The organism is Pseudomonas paeninsulae, assembly GCF_035621475.1.
GTDB classification, from domain to species: Bacteria; Pseudomonadota; Gammaproteobacteria; order Pseudomonadales; family Pseudomonadaceae; genus Aquipseudomonas; species Aquipseudomonas paeninsulae.
Genome location: NZ_CP141799.1, coordinates 116,232 through 135,179, shown reverse-complemented (window position 1 = coordinate 135,179; position 18,948 = coordinate 116,232). Strand labels below are relative to the sequence as shown.

General features: G+C 62.1%; 14 protein-coding genes. 3 read left to right on the top strand and 11 right to left on the bottom strand.

Annotation, left to right across the window (positions count from 1 at the left end; genetic code table 11):
* Window positions 1-9 precede the first annotated feature (9 nt).
* From VCJ09_RS00615 to VCJ09_RS00585, 7 genes are all read right to left on the bottom strand, one after another.
* On the bottom strand, window positions 10-603 hold the full coding sequence (locus VCJ09_RS00615; protein WP_324732703.1) for a hypothetical protein: 594 nt from the start codon (window positions 601-603) through the stop codon (window positions 10-12).
* A complete protein-coding gene (locus VCJ09_RS00610; protein ID WP_324732702.1) occupies window positions 600-3,332 on the bottom strand; it encodes a toxin VasX in 2,733 nt (910 codons plus the stop codon). Before VCJ09_RS00610 ends, VCJ09_RS00615 begins: the two co-directional genes overlap by 4 nt.
* Window positions 3,329-4,153, bottom strand: coding sequence for a DUF4123 domain-containing protein (locus VCJ09_RS00605; protein WP_324732701.1), 825 nt, complete (start codon window positions 4,151-4,153; stop codon window positions 3,329-3,331). The genes VCJ09_RS00610 and VCJ09_RS00605 overlap by 4 nt, the downstream gene beginning before the upstream one ends.
* A gap of 55 nt (window positions 4,154-4,208) precedes the next feature.
* Window positions 4,209-6,284: a type VI secretion system Vgr family protein gene (gene tssI, locus VCJ09_RS00600; RefSeq protein ID WP_324732700.1), complete on the bottom strand. Its 2,076-nt coding sequence runs from the start codon at window positions 6,282-6,284 to the stop codon at window positions 4,209-4,211.
* A gap of 175 nt (window positions 6,285-6,459) precedes the next feature.
* Window positions 6,460-6,978, bottom strand: coding sequence for an Hcp family type VI secretion system effector (locus VCJ09_RS00595; protein ID WP_079204194.1), 519 nt, complete (start codon window positions 6,976-6,978; stop codon window positions 6,460-6,462).
* Between the two features lie 327 nt (window positions 6,979-7,305).
* On the bottom strand, window positions 7,306-9,879 hold the full coding sequence (locus VCJ09_RS00590; RefSeq protein ID WP_324734738.1) for a TRAP transporter permease: 2,574 nt from the start codon (window positions 9,877-9,879) through the stop codon (window positions 7,306-7,308).
* Window positions 9,880-10,047: 168 nt separating this feature from the next.
* Window positions 10,048-11,013 (bottom strand): TAXI family TRAP transporter solute-binding subunit, encoded by a 966-nt coding sequence (locus VCJ09_RS00585; protein WP_324732699.1) that lies wholly within the window; start codon window positions 11,011-11,013, stop codon window positions 10,048-10,050.
* Between the two features lie 425 nt (window positions 11,014-11,438).
* On the opposite strand from VCJ09_RS00585, the gene VCJ09_RS00580 reads away from it, so the two are divergent.
* Window positions 11,439-12,539 carry a DUF5924 family protein gene (locus VCJ09_RS00580; RefSeq protein WP_324732698.1) on the top strand — a complete coding sequence of 367 codons (1,101 nt, stop codon included), beginning with the start codon at window positions 11,439-11,441 and terminating at the stop codon, window positions 12,537-12,539.
* Here VCJ09_RS00580 and VCJ09_RS00575 read toward each other — a convergent pair.
* The 4 genes from VCJ09_RS00575 to VCJ09_RS00560 all read right to left on the bottom strand — a co-directional run bounded on the left by VCJ09_RS00575 (window position 12,521) and on the right by VCJ09_RS00560 (window position 15,565).
* Complete coding sequence (locus VCJ09_RS00575) at window positions 12,521-13,750, bottom strand: nucleoside recognition domain-containing protein (RefSeq protein ID WP_079205043.1); 1,230 nt, start codon at window positions 13,748-13,750, stop codon at window positions 12,521-12,523. The genes VCJ09_RS00580 and VCJ09_RS00575 overlap by 19 nt on opposite strands.
* A 177-nt stretch (window positions 13,751-13,927) precedes the next feature.
* Window positions 13,928-14,092, bottom strand: a complete 165-nt coding sequence (locus tag VCJ09_RS00570; RefSeq protein WP_324732697.1) for a DUF1328 domain-containing protein — start codon at window positions 14,090-14,092, stop codon at window positions 13,928-13,930.
* Window positions 14,093-14,253: 161 nt separating this feature from the next.
* Window positions 14,254-14,472 (bottom strand): hypothetical protein, encoded by a 219-nt coding sequence (locus VCJ09_RS00565; RefSeq protein WP_324732696.1) that lies wholly within the window; start codon window positions 14,470-14,472, stop codon window positions 14,254-14,256.
* Between the two features lie 256 nt (window positions 14,473-14,728).
* A complete protein-coding gene (locus VCJ09_RS00560) occupies window positions 14,729-15,565 on the bottom strand; it encodes a BON domain-containing protein (RefSeq protein WP_324732695.1) in 837 nt (278 codons plus the stop codon).
* Window positions 15,566-15,804: 239 nt separating this feature from the next.
* Here VCJ09_RS00560 and algB point away from each other — a divergent pair, with 239 nt between their 5' ends.
* Window positions 15,805-17,148 carry a sigma-54-dependent response regulator transcription factor AlgB gene (gene algB / locus VCJ09_RS00555; RefSeq protein WP_324734737.1) on the top strand — a complete coding sequence of 448 codons (1,344 nt, stop codon included), beginning with the start codon at window positions 15,805-15,807 and terminating at the stop codon, window positions 17,146-17,148.
* Window positions 17,145-18,920, top strand: coding sequence for a KinB sensor domain-containing domain (locus VCJ09_RS00550; protein WP_324732694.1), 1,776 nt, complete (start codon window positions 17,145-17,147; stop codon window positions 18,918-18,920). Before algB ends, VCJ09_RS00550 begins: the two co-directional genes overlap by 4 nt.
* Window positions 18,921-18,948: the final 28 nt, after the last annotated feature.

Sequence of the window (18,948 nt, the reverse complement as noted above, 5' to 3'; positions counted from 1 at the left end):
CTGGGTCCTTTAGCTTGTGGCAGGTAGGTCGAGAGTATCCAGCGTAAGCGACAGGCTGGGGGCATTAGCGGTGCGTACGCGCAGCAGTGTGACTTCGGCCATGGGTTTGCCTTGCTGGGCATTCAGGGTCAGGCTTTCAAAGCGCTTGGTCTGCACGCTGTCGCTGCCTGCCAACGGTGGGTAGCGCAACTCGATGGCCAGGCCGTGCTGGGCGTTGGCCTCCTGAGGGTAAATCTCCAGCCCCAGTAGCAGCGGCTCGTGCAGTTTACTGAGTAATTTGAACTGGTAGAGCAGTGGCTCGCTCCAGGGCTCCCAATCGTTACGCTGGAGGTTGCTGAGCCAGTAGGCGGCCAGGCTTATGCCGCTATCATCCAGCTCGGCAGTAATTACGCCGGGCACCTGTAGGATAAACAGGCTGGCTGCCTTGCCAGGCTGCAACCCCGCGCTTGGCGCAGCGGTGATCGTGGCCAGGCGCAGGTGTTCGGCCGCCAATGGCCGCTGGGCATCGCGCAGGCCCCAGGGGCCTTGTTGCAGCCAGTCGTCGAGTTTGCTCAGGTTATTGCGGTTGTAAATCCACTCCCCGCCCAGTTGCAGGCCGGTCAAGGCCAGGCCAGGCCAATCAGGTTGGCTCGTGCAGCGATGCTGACCAGACGGCCACCGGCGACAGCCCAGGCTGTCGCGCGGGCTTGCTGGGTATCCTTTAACACGCCAATTACAATGCCGGCCGATCTGTAGGAGGCCCAACTGTTCAGGCCGATTTGCCCGGCATCGCCTACGCTTGCCATCCCGGCACCGGCCAGCATGCCCGCATCACCCCGGCGCAGGCCCTCGTTAAACTTGCCGATATTGTCTTTCAAGCTAATGGATGTGGCGATCACGCTGGATAGATAGGCTGGTAGACCAAAGTTGGCGGTGAGCTTACCTAGGCGTGCGGCCATATTGATTTTTCCAGCGACACTGGTGTAGTTATTGATGGCGACTGAAAGACTGGTTACAGCAATGCCCTGAGCGGCAGCAAATACACCGCTAGCCATTGAGAAAATAGCATTAGCGAGCATGCCTCGGTCTACCCAGCTTTTATCCGCTTTCCGTTGGAACTCTGTAAAAACCACCACAAAATTGCGTATCTGCCAAACCGCCACGGCCGAGGCAAATATATCCGCTCCGGCCGAGCGGAATACCGCGCCACTCAAGCCCTTGAATGGCCGTTTAAGGCGAAAGTCCTCGGCCATGCGCTGAAACTCGGCGACCTGGGTGCTGTTGAGGCCTTTGATCTTGGCCCCGGCTTTGCTCGGGCCTTCGCCAACAGGGTTGATGGCGGAGGCAACTCGGCTCTCCAGCGGAATCAGGCTTGATTGCAGCTTCTTGCGTTCAGCCAGCAGGCTGCGGTGGCTGCCTCGGGGCAGCCGACCCCGGCGCTCGAAGGCGAGAGTCTGCCTGATTTGATGTTTCAGCGCGGTGAGCGTGCCACGCAGCTCTGCCAACTGGCGGGTATCTGCTTCAAATGCCTGAATCTGGCTGGCGGAAGCGAACTCCAGGGTGATGCCGCCTTTGCCAAAGGCCCGCAGCACGTCCAGCCACGCCGCCCCCGGCAGGGCGCGCAGCACCTTGCCGGGGTCCAGCGGAGTCGCGTTGCGTAGCCCGTGCATGGCACTGTCCATAGCGGTGGCCAGACGCAGTTGTTTGGCGGGCTCGTAGGCGGTGTTGCGCACCTGATCAAGGGTAATGGCCTCCTCGCTGAGATGGAAAACACTCGGCAACTGTTGCTGGACCAAGCCCTTGAACTGGAGGCTAAGCTCCTGCGCCCCACTGTAGTCATTGCTGGCCATGGCCACACCACGCATGCCCTTGATCAAGCTGGAGAGCTTGGCCTGCATATCGATCTGATCGCTGTGACTCAGGGTGAAAAACCCAGGCAAGCTCAGCTCCGGGCGCTTATCCAGCAGATCGGCCATCGCGTCGGTGGCTTTGTCGGTGCGGCATATATCTTTCAGGCAGGCGTACTCAGTGGCGAGTGCGGCCTCCACCTGCTCGCTCGAGTGGGGGTCGAAGTACCAGGCCGCGCGGTGGAAGCGTTCAGCCTTGAGCAGGGCAATGCGATCTTCGGTGATGAGATCAAGCCGCTGGTTCCAGCGTTTGAGCTGGGTGCGCTGCTGCTTGAGAAAAGCCTCCATGCCGGGGCGATCAATCAGATCGTCTATACCTTTCTGTCCCAGCTTTGCGCCTTCCAAAGCATCTTCGGCATTCTCATCGAGGCTTTCGATAAAGTCTTCATAGCGGGCATAGAGCGGCGCTCCAAGACTCTGGCGCATGCGCATACGCGAAGCCTTGATGGCTCCACTGTGCGTGCCGGGGCCGCTCCACTGGGTTTTGTACTTGACGTTGATGTAGTCGACGATGCTCTGGCGTTGGGTCGGATCGGTTTCGTCTTCAAGCTTGGCGAAGCGTGGGTCCTGCTTGGAGGCGCTGAGCACAAGCTGTTCGTTCAGGCTGTACAAGGACTCGATATAGCAGCCGATCACATACTTCTTCTGGTTGGTTTCGGCACTGCTCCAATCGGTGATCCAACCGGCAACGAGGTCTTGATGGGTAGCAAGATCACGCAAAACCCCAATGTCGTCGCGAACCATCAGGTGGAGATAATCTTGCTTGCACTCAGCATTCAGCCCCCTCTTTAGCCTGCCTGACAGGGCCTGCTGAAACAGCGGCGGCTGCTCCCAGGCATAGTCCAGAACTTCTTCAGGCTTCGTTCCTTGGCTCGCGTTCTGCGCGGCTGGCTTCTCGGCTACCTCGGCAAGCCATTTAGCGGCCTGATCACCGGTCAGTAGATCCGCAGCTCCCTTAATAGGGTCGACCCGGCCGAGGTCTACGGCTTGCATAAAGTGATCACGCTCTTTAGAGCTCTTTAGCACCTGAGCGCATTTCGCGGCGGTCCATTGCACCTCGGAGTAGGCCACATGCAGCGGATCGTTGCGGGAGAAAATCAGTTGGGCTTTGCCGACACTTGCCTCCCGCTTGTCGGCAGTGACCTCGGCCTTGTTCCACAGCAGCTGGGTAATGACCCCCTTATCAATGCGGTACTCATGCAAAATCGCCTTGGGTTGTTTTCCGACTACCACATACAGCCAGCCATCCCTGAGCCAACGAATACCCAATGGCCGCGACTTGAGTGTGTAAGGCAGGCTCAGCTCCGCTGAGGGATCGAGCCGCTCAACCAGGCCATAGCGCAAGGGCAACAGCTGCACCTTGTTTTTCATATGCGGGCAGGCGGCGAACGGGCTTTTTACGTCGTCTCTACTTTTGTCGGTGTGATTGGGGTTGCCGCCGGTCATGAGGAGATCCTTTCCACTGTCTGGGCACGGGCGTAAGCCAGGTCCGCAGCCTGTTCAATTCGCTGTGAGGGCGTTAGTGACGATTTTTGCGTCAGTAATTCAGCAATGTCTGCATGAGCCTGCAGGGCACCATCACCCAAAAAGCCGAAAATATTGGCGTAGAGGGTGATCTCATGTTCGCTATAGAAGCCCTGGGCATAGCCACGCTCGGCCAATGCCTTTAAATGCTGCCAGCGCTGTACATGATCCAGCGGCTGTTGGAACTCGGGAAAATACTCACGCATATGGGCATCAAGGCGGATCAACATGCTGCGAAAACTGACCTCACCTAAACGCTGCACCTGTTCGTCAGTGAGCGGGTAGGCGCGCCCATGATCATTGGTGGGTGCCACGCCTGGGCATGAGTGCTGGTACCAGCAGTTGTGCAGGCTATCTGCGACAACAATATGCTCGATGGGCCCAAATAACGTGGTATCTGCGGCCCGCATCGCGGGCTCAAACAAGGCGTGAATCACCGCCGGATCGGCCAGGCGTAGCAGCATCTCTTCACCCAACGGGTGGCGCACGCATACCAGCCAGCGCAAGTGGCTCAGCACCTCAGCCCGGCTGGCGCGACTGAATAACAGGTAGCCCCATTCGTCGTGGCTGTTGCGCAGAAAAGCGGCCAGTGCTGGGTCCTGTTGCCCGCTCAGGCGCACCAAGCAAGGGGACACATCACCCAATTCAGCCCAGGGGGTATCCAGGTACAAGACGTCGAAGTCAGGTGACTCATACCACTCATATAGCCGTTGCGGCAGTGTCTCGACGCTGATGCCGTCCAACAGCAGGTAAGCGGGAGCGTCCCAGGACAAGGCTGACGGCAGTTGACGCAGATCGTTAGTCGGCATCTGCGGCCTCCAGCTTGGCGGATTCGCAGATGACGCAAAGCGGTTGCTTACGTTGCAGCGCCTGTTTCTGGGCCTGAATCAACAATTCCCCGGCTTTATCCGCATCCGCCGGCTTGACCATCCCCGGCAACACCGGCGCCGCCCCCGAGCCGCTGCCCGGGCCGCCGCCGGAGTTGAATTTGATCAGCGGGCCGACCAGGGTGATGCCGCTGGCATCCAGCTTGATAAAGCTGCCGGCGGCTTTTAAGGTCAGTTCGCTGCCGGCTTCGAGTACGACCTTCTGGCCGCTGGACAGGTGGATTTCGTTGCCGGCGTGGATAAATTGGCCGGTGCCGATCTTGATGTGCTGGTTGTTGCCGACGGTCAGGTGGTCGGAGGCTTTGATTTCGCTCTTGCGGTCGAGGTGGGTGGTGCGGTGTTCTTCAGCCTTGAATTCGCTGTAGCTGTTGGCCTCGACCGTGTCGTGGCGCTGGTTGCCGATGCGGATCTTCTGGTCGTGTTCGATGTTCTCGTCCCAGTCGCGCTCGGCGTGGATATAGATCTGCTCCTCGCCCTTCTTGTCTTCGATGCGCAGCTCGTTGTAGCCGGCGCCACCGGGGCTGCTCAGGGTCTTGAAGACCGTGCGGGTCTTGTTCGCCGGCAGGTCGTAGGGGACGACGTGTTCCTTGTGGTACAGGCAGCCGGTGACCAGCGGCTGGTCGGGGTCGCCTTCGAGGAAGGTGATCAGTACTTCCATGCCCACCCGCGGGATGGCGATGGCACCGTAGCGGTCACCGGCCCAGCTGCTGGATACGCGCAGCCAGCAGCTGGTCTTGTCGTCGGCCTGGCCGTGGCGGTCCCAGAAAAACTGCACCTTGATCCGGCCGTATTGGTCGCAGTGGATTTCTTCGCCGGCGGGGCCGGTGACCACCGCGCTCTGGCTGCCGAGGATGCGTGGCTTGGGGTGTTCGAGGCTTGGCCGGTACGACACCGTCCAGGGCGTAGCGCTGAAGCGGTTGCGGTAGCCTTGGATGAAATCGGTGTCGCCTGCCCCCTCACCCCAGCCCTCTCCCCGGAGGGGAGAGGGAGCGCTAGTGATGGACTCTTCCAACACTTGCGGCTGTTTGCCTTGGTGGTGGATTTCACTGAGCAGCCAGAGGTCGTTCCAGCTGGGCCGCGGGTGGTCGGTGACGGCGAGGAAGTGGCCGCTGACCAGCAGGTGCTGGTCGCTTTCGCCCTGGGCCAGTTCGAAGTCGTGGCGGTGGCGTTCGAGGGCGCGCTGGCTGAGGTGTTTGCCGCGCTCGCGCTCGACGAAACGGCCAGGGTAGTCGTAGTCCTCGAGGTCCGGGACGAACTCGCTCTTGGCCTCGGCCTCCAGCAGTAGGCGCGGTTTTTCGAAGTCGTAGTCGCGACGGGTCACCCGGCTGCTGCGGGTTTCCACGCGCACGCCGAAGCGTTTGATTACCGGGTCGTCGGCGACCAGGCCGCTGTCTTGCTGATAAGCCGTGGGGGCGAGCGTGGGGAACGGCGTCTGGTCGTCGCCGAACACCAGCACATGCCCGTCGGTGCTGTGCTGGAAGTGGTAGTGAATACCCTCCTCCTCACACAAACGCTGGACGAAGTGCAGGTCGCTTTCGTCGTACTGCACGCAGTACTCGCGCTCGGGGTAGATCGAGCCGAGTTGGAATTGGTAGGCGTTGGCCTGGATGCCGTGTTCTTCGAGCACTTGGCCGATGATCTGCGCCACCGTCAGGTGCTGGAAGATGCGTTGATTGGTGCGGTGCGCCAGGTAGGCCAGCTGCGGACGCAGGGTCAGGTGGTAACGGCTCAGGCGCTTGCCGGACTCGCCCTGGGCGGCACGATAGATCTGCCCGTGGATGCCGTTGCCGGCGGGTGACAAGGCCAGAAAGGCCGCTTGATGCAGCAGGCTTTCCAGGTCGAGGTCGGGACGTTCGCTGACCAGTTCCAACTCGAATTCGAAGGGCTGGCTGATCGCCTCGCGGCCGCTGAATGCGAGCACCTGCAGATCGTGCGCGAGGCCTTCGATGCTCAGGCTGAAGTGGGTCTGGTTGGCAGGGGCGAACATTCGTTGTTCCTCTTCTTTCGTTCCATGAGTCGAAGCGGCTTGGCGCGCAGCTGTTTTAACTCAGACGCGGCCCGCTGAACGTGCACATTCGTCTTTTTACGAGTGACTCTGCTGCGAAACGCAGCGGCCAGGACTATGCCTGGCCGCTGCGGTGATGCACGAACTCAGCCGATGCTTAGGCGGAGATCGGGGTACGCCAGTCGTCGGAGCCGGAAGTGCCGGAGACTTCGTGGGTCCAGACGATTTTACGGTAGGTGAAGTAGACGTCTTCCAGGTGGGTGAAGTGCGACATGTTCGGATCCTGGCAGTTCGGCATGCGCGACTGCACGTCGACGATCACGGCATCTTCCAGCTCGATGGTGAAGTAGTGCTCCTGGGTACCGGTGGAGGACGTGCGGTACCACTCCAGGCGGCACTTGTTCAGGCGCTCGCCGGAGGTCAGCGAGTTGAAGATCAGCGGCGAGGACTTGTCGAACACCTTGGTGATCATCAGCGGCTTGTGCACGCGCTGGCCAGTCGGCTGACCGGACTGCGGATCGCGCGGGATGATTACCTGGTGGCTGAAGGCCTGAACCAGAATCTGGTCTTCATGCCCTTCCTGGAAGATGTTACCAACCGAATCTTCGGTGAAGGTGCCGGCGGTGATCAGGCCTTGCTTGGTGCCTTCGAGGGACAGATACGCGGGTGTTGGCATGAGTGCTTTCCTTGCCTTGGGTCAGGGATCAAAAGTGATCCGGGAGCCAAATAGAGAGCTATTTGCGTGCCAATTTTATAAAACCGATACAAACCAATCAGTTGGCATGACCACAAATACATTAATAGTCATAATGCGTGGTAAGTCACTGAAAGTTGAGCAACTTATTGCGCAGTGCTGCGCAACAAGTTGCTCACTGGCCTGCAGACCATTGGCAGCAAGGCCTGCAGGGAAGTACCCACAGGCTTATCCACAGTTTACTGCGCAACAAGTTGCGCAGTAGGGCGAGCCGCACACGCACCGAGGAACACTGAGTCGCCTTCCCTATCAGGCCCCAACCGACACCTCATTCGGCATCCGTCGCCGCCGCTGCAGCCAGACCACCAGGGCAAACAACAGCAAGCCCGGCAGCCACATCAGCTCCTTCAGCCAGCGCTCGGTCGGGGCGCGTACGACGAGGATCTGCTGGTCGAATTCCAGGCCCGCTTCGGCCGCCAGGCTGCCAAAGGTGACGCTGTCGATCAGCAGCTTGCCGTCTTCTTCAAAGGTCAGCAGGCCGAGTTTCGCCATGCGTTGCTCACCGGTCTCGCCATCTGGCACCGGCAGCAGCAGGGCGAACTCGCGGGGATCGCCCACCGCGTCCTCGCCCCTGATGCGCAGGCGCAACTGGCTGCCAGCCTCGACCTCGCCCAGCGCCTGCACCAACTGCGCCGGTGGAATATCGCGGTAAGGGTCGTGGAGCATGTCCATCCAGAAGCCGGGGCGGAACAGGGTGAAGGCGATCAGCAGCAACAGCAGGCTCTCGTGCCAGCGGCTCTTGACCAGAAAGTAGCCCTGGGTGCCGGCGGCGAAGATCAGCATGGCGACGGTGGCGACGATGAAGATCAGCACGCCGTGCCAGAAGTCCACGTCGATCAGCAGCAGGTCGGTGTTGAAGATGAACAGGAACGGAAGCGCCGCGGTGCGCAGGCTGTAGTAGAAGGCCATCAGCCCGGTCTTGATCGGATCGCCCTTGGACACCGCCGCCGCGGCGAACGAGGCCAGGCCCACCGGCGGGGTGACGTCGGCCATGATGCCGAAGTAGAAGACGAACAGGTGCACCGCGATCAGCGGCACGATCAGGCCATTCTGCTGCCCCAGGGTGACTACCACCGGCGCCAGCAGGCTGGACACCACGATGTAGTTGGCGGTGGTCGGCAAGCCCATACCGAGGATCAGGCTGAGCAGCGCGGTGAGCAGCAGCATCAGCAGCAGGTTACCCATCGACAACAACTCGACCACATCCGCCAGCACCAGGCCGACCCCGGTCTGCGATACCGCGCCGACGATGAGTCCGGCGGCGGCGGTGGCAATGCCGATACCGATCATGTTGCGCGCCCCGGCGGTCATGCCCTCGCGCAGGTCGACCAGACCGTCCATGAAGCTGCCGTGCTCGTGGCTGCCGTCGGTACGCAGCCAGCTCAGCAGCGGGCGCTGGGTGAGCAGGATGAACACCAGCATCACGCTGCCCCAGAAGGCCGACAGCCCGGGCGACAGCTGTTCGATCATCAGGCACCAGACCAGCACCACCACCGGCAGCAGGAAGTGCAGGCCGCTGAGCAGTACCGCGCGCGTCTCGGGCAGCTTGTCCAGCGGCGCGTCGGGGTCTTCCGCCGGCAGCGGCGGCACACTGGCGGCGATCTTCAGCAGGCCGAGATAGAGCGCCGCCAGCAGCACGCCGACGACCCAGCTAAAGCCCTCGCCGAGGGCCGGTTTGAGCCAGCCGAGGCCGTAGTAGACGCCCAGGGAAATCCCACTGATCAGCGCCGTACCGAAGGCCAGGCCGGTCAGGCGGCGCAGCCAGGGGTGCGCCGGACTGTTGCGCGGCAGGGCGGTAAGGCCGAGTTTGAGCGACTCCAGGTGGACGATGTAAACCAGCGCGATATAGGAAATCAGCGCCGGCAGGAAGGCGTGCTTGACCACATCGACGTAGGGGATGCCGACGTATTCGACCATCAGGAAGGCCGCGGCGCCCATCACCGGCGGCATGATCTGGCCATTGACCGAGGACGCCACTTCCACCGCGCCGGCCTTCTCCGCGGAGAAACCGGTGCGCTTCATCATCGGGATGGTGAAGGTGCCGGTGGTCACTACGTTGGCAATCGAGGAGCCGGAGATCAGTCCGGTCATGCCCGAGGCCACCACCGCCGCTTTGGCCGGGCCGCCGCGATAATGCCCGAGCAGGCTGAAGGCCAACTGGATAAAGTAGTGGCCTGCGCCGGCGCGCTCGAGCAACGCGCCAAACAGCACGAAGAGGAACACGAAGCTGGTGGACACGCCCAAGGCGATGCCGAACACCCCTTCGGTGGTGATCCACTGGTGATTGGCCAGGGCCGTGAAACTCACTCCGCGGTGCGACAACAGGCCCGGCATATAGGGCCCGGCCAGACTGTAGAGCAGAAAGATCAGGGCGATGATCGCCAACGGCGGACCGAGTGCTCGCCGCGTGGCTTCGAGCAGCAACGGAATACCGATACAGGCGGTCACCAGGTCGGCGGTGGTCAGGATGCCGGGGCGCTGCGCCAGGTCCTGGTAGAAGATGAACAGGTAGGCCGCGCTGGCCGCGGCGACCAGTCCCAGGGCGACATCCAGCAACGGCACGCGATCACGCGGCGAGCGCTTGAACGCCGGAAAGGCGAGAAACGCCAGTAGCAGGGCAAAGGCCAGATGGATGGCGCGGGTCTCGGTGCTGTTCAACACGCCGAAGTTGAAGAGGAACGGCAGCGGCGAGGCGATCCACAACTGGAACAACGACCAGAGCAGCGCCAGGCCGGCGATCGCCTGGGCCATGACGCCATCCGGGGTGCGTGCGCCGACGTCCTGGGCGATCAGCTCTTCGGTAGACAGCTCTTTGCTGGCCAGCTTTGCGGTTAAAAGTTGCTTGTCATGCATGGGCTGCAACCTGCATTCGAGAAAGCGGAGAACGGCAAAGCCCGCAGCCTTACAGCACGCGGGCTTGTTTCAACCTTAAGGTTAGTGGGCTACTTCGCGTAGCCCGTAGCCCAATAAGTCCAGACGACGAACGGGGGCTTACATCCAGCCACGTTCCTTGTAATAACGCACGGCGCCGTCATGCAGTGGCGCGGTCAGGCCGGCCTTGATCATGTCGGCTTCCTTGAGATCGGCGAAAGCCGGGTGCAGGCGCTTGAAGCGCTCAAGGTTGTCGAACACCGACTTGACCAGCTGGTAGACCACTTCCGGGTCGGCATTGGTGGTGGTGGAAAGTACTGCCTTGCCGCCAATCGACGGGGTCGGCGCATCGTTGCCCTTGTACACGCCACCCGGAATTTCGGCCTTGGTGTAGTAGCTCTTCTCGGCCAACAGCTTGTCGATCTCAGCGCCCGTCACCGGCACCAGCACTGCATCGGTGGTGGTGGTGGCTTCCTGGATCGCGCCATTGGGGTGGCCGACGAAGTAGGTCATGGCGTCGATGTTGTTGTCACCCAGGGCAGAGGCCTGCTCGGCTGGCTTCAACTCCGCGGACAGGGCGAACACCGACTTGTCCCAACCCTTGATCTGCATGATTTCATCGAGGGTGTCGCGCTGCCCGGAACCCGGGTTGCCGACGTTGACACGCTTGCCCTTGAGGTCGTCGAAACTGCTGATCTTGGCATCGCGGCGAGCGAGAACGGTGAAGACTTCGCTCTGCAAGGAGAACAACGCACGCATGTCGCCCATCGCGCCTTCAGCCTCGAACGGCGCCACGCCATTGAGTGCCTTGAACTGGTGATCCGACTGCATGATGCCGAAGTTGAACTCGCCGCTGCGCAGGCCATTGACGTTGGCCACGCCACCACCGCTGGCCGGGGCGTTGCACTTGATGCCGTGCTCGCCACGGTTGACGAAGCGGCAGATCGATTGGCCGGCGACGTAGTAAACCCCGGTCTGACCGCCAGTACCGATGGTGATGAATTTTTCTTCGGCCTGTGCCGCGCCGCTCAGGGTGATACCCGCAAGCGCAGCCGACAGGACCCATGCCAGGGATTTGCCTTTCATGGGAGTGCTCCTTTTCTGCTTGTTGTTAAGCCGCGCGACCTCGTGGGCTGCGGCCAGAAGCGAGAAAGTCTAACCGTTCAGACAAAATTTGCACGGAGCAATGCGCTTTTAGCGGGTAAGCGAGTCTGTAGCTGCGCCTGCCGTGTCGAGAAATCGAGCATGATCCACCGCCGCAATGCGCAGGGAGTGGCCGTCGGGAAGGCCCACCTGCTCGTGATCCTGGCCGACCCGAAGTGCGCCAGCCGTGTCCAGCAATGACGCCATGACCAGGTGCCAGGTTGCGCAGTACGAGGAAACCCGCGCGACTGTAGCCAGGCCGCGCGCTGTCCCGCGCCGAGCACGCGAAACCATTGAAAACCGGCAGGCGGCTCTGGACACAGGCGGCGGACACAAGGAGTATCCTCGACTACTCGCCGACCACTGCCATGAGCCTGCCCTTGACCCTACTCGCGCGCGGAAAAACCCAGTTGTTCCGCCTGATCGCCCTGATCCAGCGCAATCCGGGCCTGGTGGCGATCTTCGGTTTTGCCTCGGGGCTGGCGAGCTTTCTGCTGGTCGAGCGCCAGGCCGAACTGGCCCAGGTGCTGGCCACGGTGATGCTGGTCAGCTGGCTGTGGCTGATTCTGGAGAACATCCTGCGCGCGCAAATCGCCCGCTGGTTCGGCTTCGAGTTGCCGCCACCGCTGCTGCGCTACGCGACCCAGATGATCCACCAGGAAAGCCTGTTCTTCGTCCTGCCATTCTTCTTCATCACCACCACCTGGAACAGCGGCCAGGCGCTGTTCAGCGGCGTGCTGGCGCTGGCGGCGCTGGTCTCGATCATCGACCCGCTGTATTACAAGTGGCTGGCGCCGCGGCGCTGGCTGTTCCTCGCCTATCACACCCTGGCGCTGTTCGCGGTCATGCTCACCGCCTTGCCGATCATCTTCAAGCTGACCACCCCGCAGAGCTATCAGTTGGCATTGGCCACCGCGGTGATCCTGTCGGTTCCCAGCCTGACCGGGGTCATCACCGTAAAGCGCTGGTGGCGCGGCGTGCTGCTGGTCGGCTTGATCCTGGCGCTGGGTGCGACCGGCTGGCTGGCCCGGGTCTGGGTGCCACCAGCCACCCTGTGGCTGACCGAGGTGGCGGTGAGCCAGGAATTCAACGACAGCAACCGCTCACCAGGCGCTGGAATCAAGCAGCTCGGCGTCGCTCAATTGCGTGCCCAGGGGCTGTTCGCCTACACCGCAATCAGTGCGCCACGGGGCCTGAACGAGCGCATTTATCATGTCTGGCGGCGCAACGGCGAGGAAGTCGAACGCATTGCTCTGGATATTTCCGGAGGGCGCAAGGAAGGCTACCGCGCCTGGACCCATAAGCAGAATTTCCCGAAGGACGCGCTTGGCCACTGGCAGATCCAGGTGCTCACCGAGGCCGGGCAGATGATTGGCGTGCTGCGCTTCCGGGTGCTGGAGTCAGCTGGCGCCCCGGCTCCCGACCCGAGCGGCGAAGCCGAAACACCGCCTCAGCCGAAGAACCAGTAGCACACGCCGATGGCGGCGAGAATCCCGGCCAGGTCGGCGAACAGCGCACAGGCCACGGCATGTCGGGCGCGCTGAATGCCCACCGCACCGAAATACACCGCCAGCACATAGAAGGTGGTCTCGGTACTGCCCTGTACCGTAGCCGCCAACAAGGCGGGGAAGCTGTCCACGCCAAAGCTTTGCATGGTCTCGATCAGCATGGCCCGCGCCGCGCTGCCGGAGAACGGCTTCATCAGCGCGGTGGGCAGGGCATCGATGAAACGGGTGTCCCAGCCCAGCCACTGCACCGCCGCGCGCACGCCATCCAGGCCAAAATCCAGGGCGCCGGAGGCGCGCAATACACCAATCGCGCAGAGCATGGCGACCAGGTAGGGCAACAAGCTCTTGGCCACGTCGAAGCCTTCCTTGGCGCCTTCGATGAAACTCTCGTAGACCGGCACCCGGCGCAGCGCACCGACCAGCAGGAACAGCAGGATCAGGCCGAACAGGGTGAGGTTGCCGAGCAGCGAGGACAGTGCCGCCAGTGCCGTGGCCGAGAGCCCGGCGAGCAGCGCCATGAAGCCGCCGAGCAGCAACGCACCGGGAATCAGGTAGGCCAGCACCACCGGATCCCACAGACGCAGACGCTGCATCAGGGCCACCGCCAGCAGGCCGGCCAGGGTCGAGGCGCTGGTGGCCAGGAGGATCGGCAGGAACACCAGGGTCGGGTCGTCGGCGCCCTGTTGCACCCGGTACATGAAGATCGATACCGGCAGCAGGGTCAGGGAGGAGGTGTTGAGCACCAGGAAGAGGATCTGCGCGTTGCTCGCCACCACCTTGCTCGGGTTCAGCTCCTGCAGGGCCCGCATGGCTTTCAGGCCGATCGGCGTGGCGGCATTGTCCAGACCGAGGCCGTTGGCGGCGAAGTTGAGGGTGATGAAGCCCAGCGCCGGGTGGCCGCGCGGTACCTCGGGCATCAACCGCGCGAACAACGGTCCCAGCGCACGGCCCAGGAGGTCGACCAGGCCGGCCCTCTCGGCGATACGCAGAAAGCCCAGCCACAGGGTCAGGGTGCCGAACAGCACCACCATCACCTCGACCGCCAGCTTGGCCATGGCGAACAGACTCTCGACCATGGCGGCAAATACCGCCGGATCGTCACCCAGCAACCAGCGCGACAAACCCGCCACTGCCGCCACCACGAAAAATCCCAGCCACAAGCCGTTCAGCATCATCCACCCCCGATCGATGCGCGGATGATAACGCGGCTCAAGGTGGCAGCGCCCAGGTTGTGCGGCGCCTGCCGTCAATTATCCTGGCGCCCTCCTGCAGTTGCGCCTCAGTTGCGCCACAGCGCCCGACAGCAGCCGGGCGGTGACATAGGGTTTGAGTGGCGTCATCGGTGGTTTTTAGCCCCGTGGGCGGCGACCGATGATGAACGACACGATAAACATCACCAGGAACACCACGAACAGAATCTTCGCGATACCCGTGGCAGTGCCGGCGATACCACCGAAACCCAGTACGGCTGCGACGATGGCAATGATCAGAAAAGTTATGGCCCAGCTCAACATGGCGTTTCTCCTACGTGTGTGAAATCTTGCGGTGTATCACTCGAATTCAACGTCGCGTTCCCGTGCGCGGGCAGTGCAAGCGCTAGCAGCAAGACCAGCGCGCGGAGGGCCGCCTTGCTCGCCTGCAGCTGCATGTTCATGGCTTGAACACCCAACTGGCTTTACGCGAGGGGTCGCTCCAGGCTATCGCTGCCGACCCACACCAGCGCCACTCCATCCGACGCAATACCTACCGGTAGGGCTGGAGCAGTCATTGCAGTACGGGGTGCAGCCACCTCGGCATCCCGGCTCAGCATCAACCCAATCAGTGCCAGCAGGAACGCACTGCCAAGCAACAGATACAGGTCGCTTGCCGCGAGATTAAAGTGACGGCGGCTCATCCTGAAACTCCTCCCAGTCTTGCCTGGGTCATCCGGTGCCCGGCCGGCATGGATGCTCGCGCTGGGTACTGCTAACTTGAATATTGCAACGGCTATGCCAGCCATACGAAAAATAAAAATGCTGCAAAATCAATAAGATAAAAATATATCCTGCAAGGATTACGGGCAGCCTGCCCGATCCCTCTCTGGCCGCCGTGCGCTTTGCACGACGAGCAGAGCGGGGAGCAACGCGATTGCGTCGCCCGGCATTTAAAGCTTAATCAGCGATATTCAGGCCTGCGGCCTCCACCGCCCGAACGCCGCGGATGTTGCGTGCGGTCTCGATCGCCAGTTGCTTCTCGGCCTTGCTCAGCACGCTACCGCCGAGAGTGACCTGACCGGCCTTGGTCGCCACCGAGATGTTCAGGCCATCGAGGTTGCGGCTGTAGAGCAGGCTGGATTTGACCTTGCTGGTGATCCAGGTATCGCTAATCGCGGCCCCAGCATCAGTCGCGGCGTGCTGTGCTTTCGCCGCATTAGTATCGCTGGCGCTGACGGTCAGCAGGTTATGCACCTGGCGCACACCGTCGGTATTGGCCGTCAGACGCCCGGCCAGCTCCTTGGCCGCCGGTGTCTGTGCACTGCCTGACAGGGTCACCACACCGTTCTCGCTGATCACCTTGATGTCCAGGCCTTCGGTGTTGCTGTTCCACAGCAGCTTGGACTTCACCGTGGCGACCAGGGTGGCGTCATCGAAACGCTGCGCCAGGGTCGATCCGCTGCTGACTGTGGGTTCGATCTTCGGATCGACCTGCAGCTGGTTATCAACCTTGTTCACCCCTTCGATGCCCAACGCCACCTGCTCGGCAAGATCGCGCTCGACAGCGGTTTCCACGCTGCCGGTGAGCAGCGCGCTGCCGTTCTCGACATCCACATCGATCTTGAACGGGCTGAGGTGACGGTTGAGGGCGAACGCCGTCCAGATCGAGCCTTCCTGGCGGGCTTCGCTCAGCTGACTGCTCAGATCGCCCTGCTCGGCGTAGGCCGCCAAGGGCATGAAGGCGAACAAACCGGCGGTCGCGGTGGCCAGGGCCAGAGTTTTCAACTGATGCATGGCAGTACTCCTATCGAATCCACTTACGCGCTACCTGCGGCAGCTATGTGTAAGTGGACTATTGCAGAGCCTGTGCCAGTCCATAAATTAAAATTAAATTCATATATATCAACACGTTATTAATAATACTCAGAACCACCAGCATGCATTTTGCAAGATCTCCGCATGCTCGTCATGCAACTTGCACGAAATCCCTGGGACTAATCCTTATATTCAGCCATCTGGAGATGGACATGGACATGGACGCAGCACAATCAGGCGGGCGCATCCTGCTGGTCGATGACGAGGCGGCGATCTTACGCACCTTCCGTTACTGCCTGGAGGACGCTGGCCATCAGGTTGCCACGGCCAGCAGTGCCAATCAGGCTGAAGCGCTGCTGCAACGCCAGGTGTTCGACCTGTGCTTCCTCGATCTGCGTCTGGGCGAGGACAACGGCCTCGACGTCCTCGCCCAGATGCGCGTGCAGGCGCCCTGGATGCGCGTGGTGATAGTGACCGCGCATTCCGCGGTGGATACCGCAGTGGATGCCATGCAGGCCGGCGCGGCAGATTACCTGGTCAAGCCCTGCAGCCCCGAGCAACTGCGCATGGCCGCGACCAAACAACTGGAAATTCGCTCCATGTCCACCCGCCTGGATGCCCTGGAAGGCCAGGTGCGCAACAGCAAAAATGACCTCGACTCGAACAATCCGACCATGATGGCGATCCTGGAAACCGCGCGTCAGGTGGCCGTTACCGACGCCAACATCCTCATTCTCGGCGAGTCCGGCACCGGCAAGGGTGAACTGGCGCAGGCCATTCATGGCTGGAGCCGGCGGGCGAAAAAGTACTGCGTGACCATCAACTGCCCCTCGCTGAGCGCCGAACTGATGGAAAGCGAACTGTTCGGCCATAGCCGCGGCGCCTTCACCGGCGCCAGCGAAAGCACTCAGGGCCGAGTCAACCAGGCCGACGGCGGCAGCCTGTTCCTCGACGAGATCGGCGATTTCCCGCTGACCCTGCAACCCAAGTTGCTGCGGTTCATCCAGGACAGGCAATACGAGCGGATCGGTGACCCGGTGACGCGCCAGGCCGACGTGCGCATCCTCGCCGCCACCAATCGAATCCTCGGCGAGATGGTCAAGGATGGTCAGTTTCGTGAAGACCTGCTCTACCGCCTCAACGTCATCACCCTCAGTCTGCCGCCACTGCGCGAGCGCAGCGAAGACCTGCTGCCGCTGGCCGAGCGTTTTCTCGCCCACTTCGTCAAGGAATACGCCCGCCCGGCGCGGGATTTCAGTGATGCCGCGCGCGCGGCATTGCTGGCCTACCGCTGGCCCGGCAACATTCGCGAACTGCGCAATGTGATCGAACGCGCCAGCATCATCTGCGCCCAGCCGCTGGTCGAGGTCAGCCACCTCGGCCTCGGTGAACAGCCGTCTGGCAAGGGTCCGCAGGTCGGCGCCGCGATGAGCCTGGAGGAACTGGAGAAGGCCCACATCGGCGCGGTGTTGGCCAGCAGCGACACCCTCGAACAGGCGGCCAAGACACTCGGTATCGACGCCTCGACCCTGTACCGCAAACGCAAGCTGCTCGACCTATGAAACTGCGCAGTCAGCTGTTCCTCAGCAGCAGTGCGCTGATCACCGTCGCCCTGTTCGGCCTACTGCTCGGCATGTTCAGCGTGTGGCAGCTGAGCAAAGGGCAGAACCAAGCGATGACCCGCAACCTCGCCATCATCGACGCCTCCCTCGGCCTGCGTCAGGAGATGGGCACCCAGGTCATCCTGATGATTGCCGACAAGCTCGACCGCGATGCCTTGAAAACCTCCGACGCGCGCTTTCAGCAGTGGCTCGGCAAGGCCAGCGCAGGCGCCATCGATGACAGCGACCGCCAGGCCGTGGCCGAGATCGGCCGCGCCTATGCGCATTACCAGAACCTCCTGAAAACACCGCTGGCGGTACGTCGCCAACTACTCAACAACGACGACTTCGGTCACGCCCTGAGGGCCCTGCGCGACCGTATCAATGCCATCCAGATGCGCTATGTCGAGCAGATGCACAGCGCCCAGACAATGATGCGCGAACGTGCCTGGCTGATTACCGGGCTACTCGGTCTGATCGGCCTGGCCGTGCTGGTCATTGGCTTCATCACCGCGCACAGCATCGCGCGGCGCTTCAGTCAGCCGATCGAAGCCCTGGCGCGCGCCGCCGACCAGATCGGCCAGGGTGATTTCCAGGTGTCCTTGCCCATCTCCCAGGCCGCCGAGCTGACCACCCTGAGCCGGCGTTTCGGCCTGATGGCCGAGGCCGTGCAGAAGTTCAAGAACAGCAACATCGCCGCGCTGATGGCCGAGCAGCGCCGCCTGCAGGCGGTGCTCGACAGCATCGATGACGGCTTGTTGATTTTCGATCGCCACGGCCTATTGGAACACTTCAACCCCGTCGCCCAGCGCCAGCTCGACTGGCACGACCAGCCTCTCGGTCAGAGCCTCGGCCACGCCCTGCACAAGCCTGAACTGGATGAGCAGCTGCAACGTGTGCTGCAAGGCAAGAACCTGGAACAGGCGCTGGAGGACCTGCAGATCGAAGCCGACGGGGAAACCCGCCTGCTGGCTTACAGCCTGACCCCGGTCAGTCATGCCTCGGGGCATATCCAGGGCGCGGTGATGGTGCTCCACGACGTCACCAAGCAGCGCACCTTCGAACGCGTGCGCAACGAGTTCGTGCTGCGCGCCTCGCATGAACTGCGCACCCCGGTGACCGGCATGCACATGGCCTTCGGTCTGCTGCAGGAGCGTCTGCACTTCAGCGACGAAGCCCGTGAAACCGACCTGTTGCGCACCATCGACGAAGAGATGCACCGCCTGGTACGCCTGATCAACGACCTGCTGAATTTCTCGCGCTACCAGAACGGCCTGCAACAGCTCGATAGGCGCCCGTGCGACCTCGAACAACTGCTGCAGCAGGCGCAACAGCGCTTCGCCGCCCAGGCCGCCGAACACCGGGTCACACTGAGCGTCGAGGTCGGCGGCGCGCTGCCGGAGATCGATCTGGATCGTCTGCAGATCGAACGAGCCCTCGACAACCTGCTCGGCAACGCCCTGCGCCACAGTCACGCCGACGGGCAGGTCCGTCTGCAGGCACGGCGCCAGGGTCAGCGGCTGATCGTCAGCGTCGAGGATGATGGCGAGGGCATTCCCTACAGCCAGCAAGCGCGGATATTCGAGCCGTTCGTCCAGGTCGGGCGCAAGACCGGTGGCGCCGGCCTCGGCCTGGCGCTGTGCAAGGAAATCGCCCAACTGCACGGCGGGCGCATCGGCGTGCAGTCACGGCCGAGGCAGGGCGCGCGCTTCTATCTGGAACTGCCGTTCTGAGCGGCAGCCTTGGCGTCAGGATTGCACT